Source organism: Yersinia ruckeri ATCC 29473, assembly GCF_000754815.1.
Classification (GTDB): Bacteria; Pseudomonadota; Gammaproteobacteria; order Enterobacterales; family Enterobacteriaceae; genus Yersinia; species Yersinia ruckeri.
This window is the reverse complement of sequence record NZ_KN150747.1, coordinates 2165106-2180731: the sequence shown is the minus strand read 5'-3', so window position 1 is coordinate 2180731 and position 15626 is coordinate 2165106. Positions and strand designations below refer to the sequence as shown.

The following is a 15626-nucleotide window of genomic DNA, read 5'->3' as shown; positions in this document are numbered from 1 at the left end:
TAAAAGCTCATTGCCTATTTGGATGATAACGAGGCGTAAAATGAAAAAGACAGCTATCGCATTAGCAGTGGCACTGGCTGGTTTCGCTACAGTAGCGCAAGCCGCACCGAAAGATAACACCTGGTACACTGGTGGTAAACTGGGCTGGTCCCAGTTCCATGATGTCGGTACCGGTTCAGACATTAGCAACGACGGTCCAACTCATAAGAGTCAACTGGGTGCTGGTGCATTCGTCGGTTACCAAGCGAACCAGTATCTTGGCTTCGAAATGGGATATGACTGGCTGGGCCGTATGCCTTACAAAGGCGATACTGTTAACGGCGCTTTCAAAGCACAAGGCGTTCAGTTGGCTGCTAAACTGAGCTACCCAATTGCTCAAGATCTGGACCTGTACACTCGTCTGGGTGGTATGGTTTGGCGTGCAGACGCTTCAGTAAACGAACCAAGTACAAACAGCCACGCAAGCGCTCACGATACTGGTGTTTCTCCGTTGGCCGCTGTTGGTCTTGAGTACGCAGTAACCAAAAACTGGGCTACTCGTCTGGATTACCAATGGGTTAACAACATCGGTGACCGTGGTACCGTTGGTGCTCGTCCAGATAACGGTATGCTGAGCGTAGGTGTTTCTTACCGTTTCGGTCAAGATGATGCTATCGTTCCAGTTGTTGCTCCAGCTCCAGCTCCAGCTCCAGTTGTTGATACCAAGCGTTTCACACTGAAATCTGACGTGCTGTTTGCTTTCAACAAAGCAACTCTGAAACCAGAAGGCCAGCAAGCGCTGGATCAACTGTATTCTCAGTTGAGCTCTATCGATCCTAAAGACGGTTCTGTTGTAGTTCTGGGCTTCGCTGACCGTATCGGTCAAGCTGCTCCTAACTTGAAACTGTCTGAAAACCGCGCTCGCAGCGTTGTAGAGTACCTGGTAGCTAAAGGTATCCCTGCAGACAAGATCTCTGCTCGTGGTATGGGTCAAGCAGATCCAGTTACAGGTAACACCTGTGACAACGTGAAACCACGTGCTGCCCTGATCGAATGTCTGGCACCAGATCGTCGCGTAGAGATCGAAGTGAAAGGCATCAAAGAAGTTGTAACTCAGCCACAGGCTTAAGTTTACTTCTTCATAAAAAACCCCGCTTTGCGGGGTTTTTTTTTGCTGCCAATTTGAGTAAAGAATCAGTATCCATTATCCCGCCTATCCGGCTATGGCTCGTTACCTAAAATAGCTTGTAAATCGTGCTTTAACGATGACATCTGATTAGCATACTGCTCTTTACGTTCTGCATCTTCAATCAGCTGCACTACGGTTTCAGATAAGGTATTACCCCGCCTACGAGCTAATGCAGCCAGACGTTGCCAAACCAGAAACTCCAGATCGATAGATTTTTTGCGAGTGTGCTGATGCTCAGCGTTAAAATGACGCTTGCGACGAGCTCGGATAGTTTGCTTCATCCGATTAGCAAGATTCGTATTCATATGCGTATCAATCCACTCAAGCACTTTAACCGGCTCACTTTCCAGTTTCAGTAATTGCTCGACCGCATCCTGAGCAGCACTCTTTTCAATATGGCGGGTGATGGGTTCACCTTCCCGGTGCTTCTTCACCAAGTAGGCCCATTTCCATCCACTCTCAAGATTTTCCAATTGCTGATATTTCATCGTGATCTCTTCAGTGACCGCGTAACTTTAGTAAGCATAACAGCTTTGCGCTAAATTTCCCTCTGCTAATCACGCTGTTTTAGATTGTTTTTTGTACTGAAATATCAGGATGTCACACTCCTTATCGACAACTACCACTCTGCTTATATGCAGCCTGCGTTATTCTTGTATAATCGCCCTTTCCCTTTTTGACGATTGCATCTAACACTTTGACCAATAATCGACTTGAATGGCAGTCTTTGCTGCCAAACACAACGCCATACGAGGCGTTATTTGCTACCGCCGCTCAACTGGCTCCCGTTCCTTTTGCGGCATATCAGCCCCGGTTGGAGAACGGTTTGACACTCTTTTGTCATCCGCAATCCAAGCCGCGCTTTATGTTAATCAAGGCGCAAGAAAGCGGCGAGTATCTCGCCTTGCTGGATCGGGCAGTTAAAGAGTTACAGGCCGAAGAAACACCGGCGCTGACGGGCGGTGATTATCTGGTGCATGGCCATCACGTTCGCTGGCAAGCGGCGCAGCATGGCGATGAACCATTTGCTGCCAAAGTAACCTGCCTGTATCAGGAATGGGTTGAGCCAGAACAATTGTTTGGTTGCGTCAGAATTCATAAAGAGACGGTCAGCCTACAGCCAGGACTGGTTCATCAGGCCAATGGGGGTGTACTGATCCTGTCAGTCCGCTCCTTGCTGGCACAACCGCTCATGTGGCTGCGCTTAAAGCAGATGATTACCCAGCAACGTTTCGACTGGCTGTCTCCTGACGAAACCCGTCCACTACCGCTACATATCCCCTCAATGCCGCTTGACCTGCGCTTGGTGCTGGTTGGTGATCGCTTAGGTCTGGGTGATTTCCACGATATGGAACCAGAGCTAGGTGAACTGGCGATCTACGGCGAATTTGAGGCCGAGTTGCCACTGCTGGATGAAGAAGGCATGGCGCTCTGGTGTGGCTATATCAATGGATTGGTACAGCAGAATAATCTGCCACCGTTGTCCACCGATGCTTGGCCCGTGCTACTCAAACAGGCCATTCGTTATAGTGGCGATCAAGGCAGCCTGCCACTTTGTCCGCAATGGCTCGCTCGCCAGTTAGCGGAAGCGGCAATGTATACGCAACAGAATGAAATTACAGCTGATTCGCTGGAAGCTGCGTTAAACAACCGTGACTGGCGACACAATTATCTGGCCGAACGCATGCAGGATGAAATTGAACTCGGTCAGATTATGATTGAAACCGAGGGTGCCGTCGTTGGCCAGATTAATGGCTTATCGGTTCTGGAATATCCGGGTCATCCCCGTGCCTTTGGCGAACCCGCACGTATCAGCTGCGTTGCTCATATCGGCGACGGTGAATTCGTCGATGTCGAACGCAAAGCCGAGTTAGGTGGTAATCTGCATGCAAAAGGTATGATGATTATGCAGGCCTTCCTGAATGCTGAGTTAGAGCTTGATCAGCCTATGCCACTCTCGGCATCTATCGTTTTCGAGCAGTCTTATGGTGAAGTTGATGGTGATAGTGCCTCATTGGCTGAATTATGTGCCTTGATCAGCGCCCTTTCACAACAACCGATCAATCAACAAATTGCCGTGACCGGTTCCGTCGATCAATTTGGTCATGTTCAGCCAATCGGCGGTGTCAATGAAAAGATCGAAGGTTTCTTCGAAGTCTGTCAACGTCGCGGGTTAACCGGTACCCAAGGCGTTATTTTACCGAGTACCAATGTGCGTCATCTGTGTCTGCACCCGTCCGTAATCGACGCAGTACAAAATGGGCAATTCCACCTTTGGGCGGTAGACTCAGTTATTGAGGCACTGCCGCTTTTAACTGGCCTGCCTTATGCTGATGAACAACAACCGAGTTTGTTAGGTATAATTCAAGAGCGAATTGCACAGATGAACCCACAGGATCGACGCCGCCCATGGCCATTACGCTGGCTCAACTGGTTCAACCAGGGGTGATCGGACTTGTTCAGCGTACAAGTGTACGCTAATCTGCGACCTTCAATAAAATAAGGCTTACTGAGAACATGGTAGATAAACGCGAATCCTATACGAAAGAAGACCTTGAAGCATCGGGCCGTGGCGAACTATTTGGTGCGGGTGGGCCACCTCTGCCAGCAGGCAATATGTTAATGATGGACCGTATTGTCAAGATGAGCGAAGACGGCGGCACCTATAACAAGGGCTACGTGGAAGCGGAACTGGATATCAATCCAGATCTATGGTTCTTCGGTTGTCACTTTATCGGCGATCCAGTGATGCCAGGTTGTCTTGGCCTTGACGCCATGTGGCAATTGGTTGGCTTCTATCTTGGTTGGTTAGGTGGTGAAGGTAAAGGCCGCGCATTGGGCGTTGGCGAAGTAAAATTCACTGGTCAGGTTCTGCCTGATGCGAAAAAAGTCACTTACCGGATTAATTTCAAGCGCGTCATTATGCGTAAATTGATCATGGGCGTTGCAGACGGTGAAGTGTTGGTTGACGGTCAAGTCATCTACACCGCAACCGACCTGAAAGTCGGCTTGTTTAAAGACACTGCGGCGTTCTAAGTGCTGGGTGTTATTTCCATACAGGGTGTGAGCAAAACTTGCATCCTGCGATAAGAAAATCGAATACCGTCGTACTGTGAAGGATTGGGTCTGGTGAGTGGTAAAATTCGTTAGCTCCAACTAACAGATGCAGTTTCCGATGGTTTTGATCGTGGTCAATGTCAGTTTTTTGCTGAAATGATGGGACAAGTCATGCTGCTCTGTGTGGCAGAGTTTTCTATCACATCGCGAATAATGGCTGATGCCCGAAATGAAAACCTCCGCCTAAAGCGGAGGTTATCCTCTGTCGAACAGGGAGCCGCTTAAGCGGTCACAGCCCTGTCAGCCATGGCTTGACGCCAACCACCCAACCAATGCGACCGGGCATCTAAAGATTGATAGGGACAAATTTCCCTTGAACGCCCTGAAATACCTGCCTGATATCCACGTGATAATGCCCGTTCCAGACGATCTCTTTTCTGTCTCTTCATGCCTCGTTTCCCTCATTTCTTGTCTGCTGGAAAGAAAACAATGGTTGCTTTGCATACAACCACGATTAAGAAATAGACTGTTTAAAACAGAAAATCAATGCGCAATATTCACGCCAATGTCATATTTGTGAGCTAGGCACCGTTAATCAGTTAACTGATTGATTTTGGAGGAATGAGCTTAACCATTTGATTTAAAATAAAAAACCCTTTCCTCTTACTGTAAGTATTCACAGGTAGAAAAGGGTCTTAATATAAATAATAAAGCCGATTACTTTATCGCCTGCAATTGAGTCGCCATACGTTGGGCTTCTTGTTGCCACCCTTGGGCCAAAGTCCGGACCAAGGCATCGTAACCATCTTCATTCTGTTTCAATTCCAGATCAAAGGGTTGTTTAATCAATTTGTCGCGATACTTTAGGATCCACACGCCCTTAATCACAACTTTACCGTCATAACGCCCATGGAAGCCGGTAATGGTAACATTCAGTACCGCCTGATCACTATCCAGTGGCTGGGCGGAAACCAGCCAGTTCGGTAATGCGCTGCTCAAGTTAGTCACCAACGTCTGCTGCAATTGTTGATCCAATGGGCTGGCCCACAGATTGTTATTGGCAATCACATACTGAACATCATTGGTTTGATAAACCACACCAGATGCAGCCAGATAATCTGCAACACTAACATGCTCCAGCCATAACTGATGAGATACGGCACTGGAACTGGCAGCTACCGGTGTACCTAACGCAGGTAACTGGTAGTAAGTCTTGTCAGGGCTGCTGCTACAGGCGCTGAGTACCAGCGCCATCACTACCATCATCCATTTCATCATTTTGTGGCCTTCTTCGGCTTAGGATCCTGACTGCTGGCAGCTTCAAAGACCAGCGCATTACTCTTCTCATTCAGGGTGCGTAATACCGGTTGCAGCTCGCGCAATACCTGATCCAAACGTTGCATATCACCCACCATTTTATTGTAGGCAGGTGAACCCGGCTGGAAGCCTTTCATGCTGCGATTGATTTCATTCAACGTATTTTGCAGGTCTTTCGGCAGATCTTTCATTGCCTGAGTAGAGGTAATCTCATTCAGCGACGCCAAAGTTTTCTGCGTTTCACGCATCGTTTTCTGACTTTCAGCCAGAGTCTGGGCGACTTCATTCAATACCGGCGTCAATGGCAGATTATTAATCTTATCCAAAGTCACCATCAGTTTTTGCTGAATCTGAGCCAGACCACCGCTTGCCGTTGGTAGTAACGGATAGCCCGCGATTTCTTGCGGCCCTTTCCACGGTTTGGCATCCGGATAGAAGTCCAGGTCGACGAAGAGCGCCCCGGTCAGCAAATTCGCTGATTTTAATGATGCGCGCAAACCGCGCTCTTTGGCTGTTTTCAGTATTTGCTCAAAATGGGTCTCTGGACCCAAATCGCCACGGAAGCGGCCCGGTTCAATGCGGATCAGTACTGGAATACGATAATCATTATCAACCGTCTGCTTGATACCCTCGGTGAAGAACGGTACATCGCCCACGGTACCAACGCGAATACCACGGAATTCAACTGGTGCTCCAGCCTGTAAACCACGCACGGAATCCGAGAAGAAAAGTAGGAAGTCATCATGCTCGGTAAAGAGTGAGTTTTGGATACTGCTGCGGTTATCAAACAGTTTGAACGCTGTTTTATCCTGCGTGACCGGCTGCCCCAAATCCAGGCTATCCGGTACATCAAAACTGACGCCGCCACTGAACAACGTCGACAATGATGCCATTTCAACACGCATGCCCTGAGCGGACAAATCAACGGCTACCCCGCTGTCTTTCCAGAAACGTACGTTAGTGGTAACCAGACTGTCATAGGGCGCACTAATAAACAGTTGATAACGCATCATACGGGACTTGGGATCGAAAGCACCGGTTTCGACCGATCCGACACGGTAGCCGCGGAATAACACCGGATCACCCGCATTCAATTGCCCGGCCTGATCGCTATCCAGCATAACGCGTAGCCCTTTCGCGTCTGGAGAGGCTAAAGGCGGGGAATCAAGTAAATGGAACTCATCGGCATGTTTAGTGGCTCTGCCTGGCTGTAGCTCGATAAAGGGGCCGGATAATAGCGTACCCAAACCGGAAACCCCCTCACGGCCAATCTGAGGTTTCACCACCCAGAATACGGAATCAGAGAGCAGTAATTTCTCCATACCCGAGTTGAGGCGCGCCTTGACGATAACCTGATTCAGATCATTACTTAGAGTGACCATTTCCACCGTGCCAATATCCACGCTACGGCTCTTTATTTTGGTTTTTCCCGCTTCGATGCCTTCGGCATTTTGCGTATATAAAGTGACCTCAGGCCCCTGATGACTAAAGTGATAAAACAAAATCCATGCGCCAATCAATGCGGTAACAATCGGAATGATCCACACCGGAGACCAGCGCTTGATTTTTTCTATTTCTGCCACACTTTGGCTTGACTTACTGTCCGTCACCTTGCGGCTCCTTCTTGGTTGTTTCACTCATCCGATCCCAGGTTAGGCGGGGATCAAAGGTCAATGCGGCCATCATGGTGAGAATCACCACCATTGCAAATAACAATGCGCCGATGGCGGGATAAATGCTCATTAACTGGCCTATTCGCACTAATGCTGAAAGCATTGCGATGACAAATACATCGATCATTGACCAACGGCCAACAAACTCGACGACTTCGTATATAAAGTGCATCCGTTCGGTATCGGTATCACCTTTACCATTGGCATCCCAGCACAGCCAACCGATAGCCAGCATTTTCAACGATGGCACCATGATACTGGCAATAAAAATCACCAATGCTACTGGATAGGAACCTTCTCCCCACAAAAAAATCACTCCCGCCATAATGGTCGACGTCATTTTATTACCGAGAGATTCGGTAATCATAATGGGCATCAGATTGGCGGGGATATACAACAGAATCGAGGTAGCCAGCAACGCCATAGTCCATTGTAGGCTATGACGACGACGGGCATAACCACGGGTATGACAGCGCGGACACGCTTGTTGCTCAATAGGTAAAATGGCCGTGCAGCAAGTACAGGAGCGGACACCCTGACGAATACCCGTGCGGCCAAGGGTTAGCTCACAGTTTATTAACGGAGCTGGAGCAATATCCTGCCATAGCCAGCGGCGATCCACACACTGAAAAGCCCGCACCTGAAGCAGACAAAACAGACAATAGGAGACAAAACTGCTGCCGATACCAATTTCACCGTACGCCATCAGCTTGACAAAGCTAACCAAAACACCGGCTAGGAAGATCTCCACCATACACCAGGTTTTGAACATAAACAGCGCCTTAGCCATGCTGATTTTCAGGAGTTTCGGCAAACGGGTGCCAGAACACAGCAAAATAATGGCGATCATGCAGAATGCTGGGATTAATTGCACCAGCACCATAAATAATGTTGCCATACTGGCATAATTATCGTCCAGCATCACACGGGGAATTTGGGTTAGCGTAATGTCACTGGTAATCCCTGCCACCCGTAGGTTTACGAAGGAGAACAGGTTAGCGATCAACAGCATAAATAATGCGCTGAGTGCATAACCAATCGGTCTTTTACGCGGTTCTTTCCAGCGTATACTCAGTGTCGTTTTACAGCGCGGGCACACCGCTTTGGTGCCAAAAGCCAATTCTGGCAATGCCACCAGCATATCGCACTGCGGGCACAGCATCGTATCATTACTTTCAACATGATGATGGCCGTGATCGTGATAGCTAACAGAACACAAGATAACTCTCCTTCACGGCGATATTTCAGCGCCAAAAAATACCGTTCTGCTACATAAAACGCTTTACGTTTTGGCAGCAGAACGGTTTTAGCGGTTTTGAGTGTGTGAATGCCGTAATGACCCTACACCTTCACAGCTCGGGTTAACCGTTTTTTTGTGCTTCCAATTCTTCCCAACGGGCAAAAGCGACTTCCAGCGCCTGTTCGGCATTGGCCAGTGCTTTTAGCACCTGCTGAGTTTCCTCATGAGGACGGGAAAAGAAATTGGCATCGCTCACCTGAGTTTGCAATGCACCAATTTCAGCTTCCAACTGCTCTAGCTGCTGCGGTAATTGATCCAGTTCGCGTTGTAGGTTATAGCTAAGTTTACCTACAGAACGCTTGGTCGACGTCGGATTTTTGGCTGTCGTAGCCGGTTTTATTTCGCTTTTTGCCGCGGCCTGACGGATAGGTTTGGCTTCAGCACGCTGTTTATGAGCATCGAAATAACCGCCGACAAAGCTGCTGATTTCACCGTTACCTTCAAAAATCCAGCACTCAGTCACCGAGTTATCAACGAATTGACGATCATGACTCACCAGCAGCACGGTGCCCTGATAACCATCCACCATCTCTTCCAGCAATTCCAACGTTTCAACATCCAAGTCGTTGGTAGGTTCATCAAGAATCAGCAGGTTGCTGGGTTTCAGGAATAATTTGGCCAACAGCAGGCGGTTACGCTCGCCACCAGACAAGGCTTTCACCGGTGTCATTGCACGCTTAGGATGGAACAGGAAGTCTTGCAGATAGCCCAACACGTGACGTGAACGGCCATTAACCATCACTTCCTGCTTACCTTCCGCCAAGTTGTCCATCACCGTACGTTCTGGATCCAGTTCGGCACGATGTTGATCAAAGTAGGCGACTTCAAGTTTAGTACCACAATGGACTTTCCCGCTGTCGGCTTGCAACTGGCCGAGCATCAGTTTCAGCAAGGTGGTTTTACCACAGCCGTTTGGCCCAACCAACGCAATCTTATCGCCACGTTGTACCTGTGCCGTAAAGTTTTTCACTAGCACTTTGCCACCGATCTGATAATTGACATTTTCCAGATCAAAGACGATTTTGCCCGAACGCACGGTTTCTTCTACCTGCATCTTGGCGGTGCCCATCACTTCACGGCGCTCAGAACGTTCCTGACGCAGTGCTTTCAAGGCTCGTACACGACCTTCGTTACGGGTGCGACGAGCTTTGATACCCTGACGAATCCATACCTCTTCCTGCGCCAGCTTACGGTCAAATTCGGCATTTTGTAGTTCTTCAACCCGCAGCGCTTCTTCTTTACTCTCCAGATACAGCTCGTAGTTACCCGGCCATGACACCAGTTTACCGCGATCCAGATCCACGATACGGGTGGCCATCGCGCGGATAAATGAGCGGTCATGGGAAATGAAGATAATGCTGCCCTGGAACTCTTTCAAGAAACCTTCCAGCCAGTCGATCGTTTCGATATCCAAGTGGTTGGTGGGTTCATCAAGCAACAGCACTTTTGGCGAGCTGACCAACGCCCGACCCAGCGCCGCTTTACGCAGCCAGCCACCCGATAGGGAAGATAGCTCGGCGTCAGCATTGAGACCCAGTTGTTCCAGCACTTCGTGAATACGGCTATCCAACTGCCACAAACCTTGATGATCGAGAATTTCCTGTAATGCCGCCAGACGGTTGAGGTTCTTCTCGCTAGGATCCAGTTCAACCTGATGCAAAGTGGCATGGTAGGCTTTCAGATGTTCCGCCTGTTCCTGTACCCCTTCGGCAACAAAATCGAATACGGTACCCGCTACGTTACGCGGCGGATCCTGTTGTAGGCGTGCCACAATCAGATCTTGTTCATAGACAATGCGACCGTCATCCAGCACAATTTCTTTGCTCAGAATTTTCAACAGCGTAGATTTACCCGCGCCGTTACGGCCAACCAGACAGACACGTTCGTTCGGCTCGATATGTAATTCGGTATTGTCTAACAAAGGTGCGTCACTGAACGACAACCAGGCACCTGACATGCTAATTAACGACATAGTTTCTATTTTTCCTCGTTGGCATGGGTAACCAGCCAACAGTTGTGGATCTGACGATTACGGGCAAAATCTTCGGATTGGGTTTGGGCGGTGATTTCTTTCGCCACCAGACCCAGGGCTTCAATCCCGGCCAAATCCATCTGGAAACCGCGCTTGTTATTAGAGAACATAATGGTTCCCTTACGGCGCAGTAACCGTTTCAGTTCTTTCATTAACACCAAATGATCGCGCTGAACGTCAAAGGTGGTCTCCATACGCTTGGAGTTGGAGAAAGTCGGCGGATCGATAAAGATTACGTCAAACTGCTCCTCGGTATTGCTTAACCAAGACAGACAATCGGCCTGAATCAGGCGATGCTGCTGACCCGTCAAACCATTGACGCGCAGGTTTTTCTCCGCCCACTCCAGATAAGTACGCGACATATCGACTGTCGTGGTGCTGCGAGCGCCGCCCAAACCGGCGTGAACGCTGGCAGTACCGGTGTAGGCAAATAAATTCAGAAAATCTTTACCCTGACTCATTTTGCCCAACATTTGACGAGCCAAGCGGTGATCAAGGAATAAGCCGGTATCAAGATAATCGGTCAGGTTAACCCACAACTTGGCGTTATATTCATCTACCAGCAAAAATTCGCCTTTTTGCGCCAATTTTTCGTACTGATTCTTCCCTTTCTGACGCTCACGGGTTTTCAGTACCAGCTGATTGGACGGCAAATCCAGCACCGCCAGCGTAGCGTTGATGACATCAAACAAACGCTGACGAGCCTTTTGTGGATCGACAGTTTTCGGCGGTGCATATTCCTGTACCACCACTTTGCTGCCATAGCGATCGACCGCCACGTTATAATCTGGCAAATCAGCATCATATAAACGGTAACATTCGATACCCTGCTGTTTAGCCCATTTATCCAACTTTTTCATGTTCTTGCGCAGACGGTTAGCATAATCTTCTGCCACCTGAACACCACTCGCGCCCAGCGGATTAGCCGCCAACTGGTAGTTTTTCTGCACGCAATCCAGCGGGCCGTTTTTCGCTTTGAAATCACGCTCAGCACGCAATTGCAGGCAGCTCAACAACTCAGGCGAGGCGCTAAATAGCGACAAACGCCAGCCACCACAAGCGGTCTTCATGATACGACCAAACATATTGTGCAATGCGATCAACGCGGGTTCGCTTTCCAGACGCTCGCCGTATGGCGGGTTACTGATCACCGTGCCCACAGGGCCTTCTGGCAGTGGGTTAACCAACTTGCTGATATCATTGGCGTTCAGGGTAATCAATTCTGCTACGCCAGCGCGACGGGCGTTAGCACGCGCCATTTCAATCACCCGACGATCAATATCCGAACCAAAGAAACGCGAAGTGGTTTCCTGCAACCCGCGACGCGCACGCACCTGCGCCTCTGTCGTCAGTTCACGCCACAGTTCTTCGTTAAAACTGTTCCAGGCGGTAAAGCCCCAATGCTGGCGATGCAAACCGGGAGCACGATCAGATGCCATCATGGCCGCTTCGATCAGCAAAGTACCGGAACCACACATAGGATCAACCATTGGCGTACCAAGCTGCCAACCGGAGCGCAGAATAATCGCTGCCGCCAGGTTTTCCTTCAATGGTGCCTGACCCGTCAGATCACGGTAACCCCGCTGATGCAGGCCTTCGCCACTGAGATCCAGCGCCACGCTGGCGGTATCGCGCTGGAGAAATACATTCACCCGGATATCCGGCTGCTGTTTGGCGACGGTTGGTCGTTGATCGATTTTACGCGTGAAGCTATCCACAATCGCATCTTTTACTTTCAATGCGCCGTACTGACTATTACGGATTTCTTCATTGACACCGCTAAAGTGCACGGCAAACGTTTTGTCCACGCCAAAGATGGAAGACCAGTCAATGGCCTGCACACCGAGATAAAGATCCAGATCGCTATGAACCTTAAATTCATTCAAGGGCAGCAGAATGCGGGAAGCCAAACGGCTCCACAGCAAACTTTGGTACATAAGCCGATCGTCACCCTGAAAATGCACCCCACCCTGCACTATTTTACAGTCGTGAGCACCCAGCGCTTCGAGTTCGCTTTTTAACAGTTCTTCCAGTCCACGCGCCGTGCTGGCAAACAAAGAGTTCATATCGCACTATCACCAAAAATAAAATTGTTGCGCATTATAGCTAATCCTGTCCGCTTGTCATAAAGTTGCTCCCTGCTAATTTTAATACTTGCATGGAGCCTATGGTGATTACTCTCTCTAAAATTTACATTCATCCGGTTAAATCCATGCGCGGCCTACAGCTTTCCCATGCTCAGGTAGACAGCAGCGGTCTGGCATTCGACCGAGTATTCATGATTACCGAACTCGATGGCACCTTTATTACTGCACGTAATAATCCGAAAATGGTGACTTTTACACCGGCCTTGCTGATCGACGGTTTATTTCTGACTGCACCCGATGGTGAAAGTGCCAGTATCCGCTTTTGTGATTTTGCTGCAACAGCAGCACCGACGGAAGTCTGGGGCAACCATTTCACCGCCTTGATTGCCCCAACAGCAATCAACCACTGGCTCAGTGGCTATTTCCAACGGGAAGTGCAGTTACGCTGGCTCGGGCCAGAACTGACCCGCAGAGTTAAACGCCAGCCAGAAATTCCACTCTCCTTTGCTGATGGTTATCCCTACCTGCTGATCAATGAAGCTTCATTTACCGAATTACAACAGCGTTGGCCCTGCCAGTATCAAGATGGAACAATTTCGCCCTAATTTAGTTGTCACCGGTGCCAGCGCATTTGCCGAAGACAGTTGGCAGGTTATTCGCGTTGGCAACGTTATATTTGATCTGGTTAAACCCTGTAGCCGCTGTATTTTAACTACCGTTAGCGCCGAGAGTGGGAAAAAGCACCCAACCGCCGAACCTTTAATGACATTACAGAAATTCCGTACTGCTGATAATGGCGACGTAGATTTCGGCCAGAATATGACCGCCCGCAATAGTGGTATTATTCGCGTCGGTGATAATATTGAGGTTTTGGCGACTAAACCCTCACGTCCTTATCATGCCGGAACCGTGGTTGAAACCTTATCGGTAACACAAGATCACACCCACGCAGTGACCATCGACTATAACGGCGTGCAGTTTACTGGTAATAATCAGCAGGTTTTACTGGAACAACTAGAGCAACAAAATATTCGGATTCCCTATTCATGCCGGGCTGGAATATGTGGTAGCTGTAAAATAACATTGGTCGAGGGCGAAGTGGCACCGTTAAAACAAAGTGCAATAGCCGAGAATGGTGTGATTCTTTCGTGCAGTTGTATCCCTAAAGGGAATCTCACCCTTACAGGGAAATAGGCCTCGAATCAGACTTATCTGTTTGATTGACGCTAACTATAGCGCCAATCAGACCGCCCGATCGAAAGCTTGAATATCCGTATTCTTTATTTCTAACGGCGATAATCGATCATTCATTATTTTAATGGCATCGCCTAATATCAACATTCTACCGGCCAGCATGAGTTGTGGCTGAGCCAATAAACACAGACTCGCCGACTCACCAGACTCAACAACCAACACCCTCACCTCTTCCCCGGTTTCCATTAGCCTTACCAGCGCCAAGCTACCATCTTGCGGTATTAATGCTTTGCCCTGCGTAATAAAATACCAGCTCTTAGGCATTAAAGGTTTCAGAAAACGAAAAGCCACCAGTGCATTTAATACCAGTTCGGCACGATGTTCATGGCTCAGTTTAATTTGGCGACATTGATCTTCGAATTCAAAATAAAGAGCGGCATCATCAACACAAAATGCAGATTCATTAAATGCATCAGGCGTTAACATCTTGGCCGAAAAGCGTGAACGAAATATCATACCATTGGCTAAATCCAACATAAGTCGATCGTGTTCGGTATCAAAATACCAACGCCATTTATCGTCAGGTTTAATCCGCATAGTTATTCCTTCCCGCCATACTGCCAACATTTAACGCTCAAAGATTGAGTTACCTGGTGATGTCATCGAACTCAATTCATATACAATTATCGATGTTTATTTAAACTAACGGATAAAATATAGACGAGCTAGGGGGAGAAATAAACCCCTAGGCCGAAAACAATACAAATAATTAGATATGAGTAACGATATCTTTAATCAATCCAGGCCCACGGAAGATGAAACCAGAATAAATTTGTACTAGTGAAGCGCCCGCTGCCATTTTTTCTCTGGCGGCCATTACGGAATCAATTCCACCTACACCGATAATAGGTAAGCGACCTTGTAATTCTTGCGACAGACGGCGAATAATCTCAGTACTGCGCAGCTGTAAAGGACGCCCACTTAACCCACCGCTCTGTTCACAGTAATTTAATCCCTGAATCAGCGAGCGATCTAATGTGGTATTCGTTGCAATAACGCCGTCTATATTATGTCGTACCAGACTGTCCGCAACCTGGATCAATTCTTCTTCGGTAAGATCCGGCGCGATCTTAACCGCAACAGGAACATATTTATGATGCCGCTGTTGTAATTCGGCCTGTTTATTTTTAATCGCCGCCAACAGATCATCCAACGCTTCACCGTACTGTAATGAGCGTAATCCCGGAGTATTCGGTGATGAAATATTAATCGCAATATAACCGGCGTATGGATAAATTTTATCCATACAGATCAGATAATCGTCTTTCCCATTTTCTACCGGCGTGTCTTTATTTTTACCGATATTAATTCCCAAGATACCGCCAAAATGAGACTTCTTAACGTTATCGACCAGATTATCTACCCCCTGGTTATTAAATCCCATCCGGTTGATCAAACCTTCAGCTTCTAATACGCGGAATAAGCGAGGTTTATCGTTACCTGGTTGCGGCAAGGGAGTGACCGTACCCACTTCAATAAAGCCAAAGCCCATCACGCCCAAGGCATCAATGCACTCACCGTCTTTATCCAGACCCGCAGCCAGACCTACCGGGTTTTTAAAAGACAATCCCATGCAGCTCACGGGTTTGGTCGGCACCGATTGGCGGACTAAAAACTCCAATGGCGTACCCGTTATACGTTTTAATTGGCGGAAAGTTAATTCATGAGCGCGCTCGGGATCGAGCTGGAACAGTGCCTTTTTAACGATCGGATAAAACATGTGATCTCCTAAGCTCCC

At 48.5% G+C, this 15626-nt stretch carries 12 protein-coding genes and 1 pseudogene; 4 read left to right on the top strand and 9 right to left on the bottom strand.

Features of this window, described 5'->3' with window-relative positions; all coding sequences use genetic code 11:
* Positions 1–40 precede the first annotated feature (40 nt).
* Positions 41–1108 (top strand): porin OmpA, encoded by a 1068-nt coding sequence (ompA, locus tag DJ39_RS09660; RefSeq protein ID WP_004718926.1) that lies wholly within the window; start codon positions 41–43, stop codon positions 1106–1108.
* Between the two features lie 92 nt (positions 1109–1200).
* On the opposite strand, the gene matP is transcribed toward ompA, so the two are convergent.
* Positions 1201–1656, bottom strand: a complete 456-nt coding sequence (gene matP, locus DJ39_RS09655) for a macrodomain Ter protein MatP (RefSeq protein WP_004718923.1) — start codon at positions 1654–1656, stop codon at positions 1201–1203.
* 209 nt (positions 1657–1865) lie between these two features.
* On the opposite strand from matP, the gene DJ39_RS09650 reads away from it, so the two are divergent.
* Positions 1866–3617, top strand: coding sequence for an AAA family ATPase (locus tag DJ39_RS09650; RefSeq protein ID WP_004718920.1), 1752 nt, complete (start codon positions 1866–1868; stop codon positions 3615–3617).
* Between the two features lie 68 nt (positions 3618–3685).
* The gene (gene fabA, locus DJ39_RS09645; protein WP_004718918.1) at positions 3686–4204 is read left to right on the top strand and encodes a bifunctional 3-hydroxydecanoyl-ACP dehydratase/trans-2-decenoyl-ACP isomerase; all 519 of its coding nucleotides are present in this window, start codon (positions 3686–3688) and stop codon (positions 4202–4204) included.
* Between the two features lie 302 nt (positions 4205–4506).
* Here fabA and rmf read toward each other — a convergent pair whose 3' ends face one another.
* The 6 genes from rmf to rlmKL all read right to left on the bottom strand — a co-directional run bounded on the left by rmf (position 4507) and on the right by rlmKL (position 12613).
* Positions 4507–4674 (bottom strand): ribosome modulation factor, encoded by a 168-nt coding sequence (gene rmf, locus DJ39_RS17445; RefSeq protein WP_038402188.1) that lies wholly within the window; start codon positions 4672–4674, stop codon positions 4507–4509.
* A gap of 268 nt (positions 4675–4942) precedes the next feature.
* Positions 4943–5503, bottom strand: a complete 561-nt coding sequence (gene pqiC / locus DJ39_RS09640) for a membrane integrity-associated transporter subunit PqiC (RefSeq protein ID WP_038241572.1) — start codon at positions 5501–5503, stop codon at positions 4943–4945.
* A complete protein-coding gene (pqiB, locus tag DJ39_RS09635; RefSeq protein WP_038241569.1) occupies positions 5500–7152 on the bottom strand; it encodes an intermembrane transport protein PqiB in 1653 nt (550 codons plus the stop codon). The genes pqiC and pqiB overlap by 4 nt, the downstream gene beginning before the upstream one ends.
* Positions 7139–8434 (bottom strand): membrane integrity-associated transporter subunit PqiA, encoded by a 1296-nt coding sequence (gene pqiA / locus DJ39_RS09630; protein WP_071665742.1) that lies wholly within the window; start codon positions 8432–8434, stop codon positions 7139–7141. The genes pqiB and pqiA overlap by 14 nt, the downstream gene beginning before the upstream one ends.
* 142 nt (positions 8435–8576) lie before the next feature.
* The gene (locus DJ39_RS09625) at positions 8577–10487 is read right to left on the bottom strand and encodes an ABC transporter ATP-binding protein (protein ID WP_038251332.1); all 1911 of its coding nucleotides are present in this window, start codon (positions 10485–10487) and stop codon (positions 8577–8579) included.
* A gap of 5 nt (positions 10488–10492) precedes the next feature.
* Positions 10493–12613, bottom strand: a complete 2121-nt coding sequence (rlmKL, locus tag DJ39_RS09620; protein WP_004718909.1) for a bifunctional 23S rRNA (guanine(2069)-N(7))-methyltransferase RlmK/23S rRNA (guanine(2445)-N(2))-methyltransferase RlmL — start codon at positions 12611–12613, stop codon at positions 10493–10495.
* A gap of 101 nt (positions 12614–12714) precedes the next feature.
* Between rlmKL and DJ39_RS09615 the strand changes: the two are divergent.
* Positions 12715–13828, top strand: a pseudogene (locus DJ39_RS09615) (YcbX family protein).
* 48 nt (positions 13829–13876) lie between these two features.
* Here DJ39_RS09615 and DJ39_RS09610 read toward each other — a convergent pair.
* Both DJ39_RS09610 and pyrD read right to left on the bottom strand, forming a co-directional pair.
* Complete coding sequence (locus tag DJ39_RS09610) at positions 13877–14425, bottom strand: cell division protein ZapC (protein ID WP_038241562.1); 549 nt, start codon at positions 14423–14425, stop codon at positions 13877–13879.
* A gap of 172 nt (positions 14426–14597) precedes the next feature.
* Entirely contained in the window at positions 14598–15608 is a 1011-nt protein-coding gene (pyrD, locus tag DJ39_RS09605) for a quinone-dependent dihydroorotate dehydrogenase (RefSeq protein ID WP_004718901.1), read from the bottom strand.
* Positions 15609–15626 lie beyond the last annotated feature (18 nt).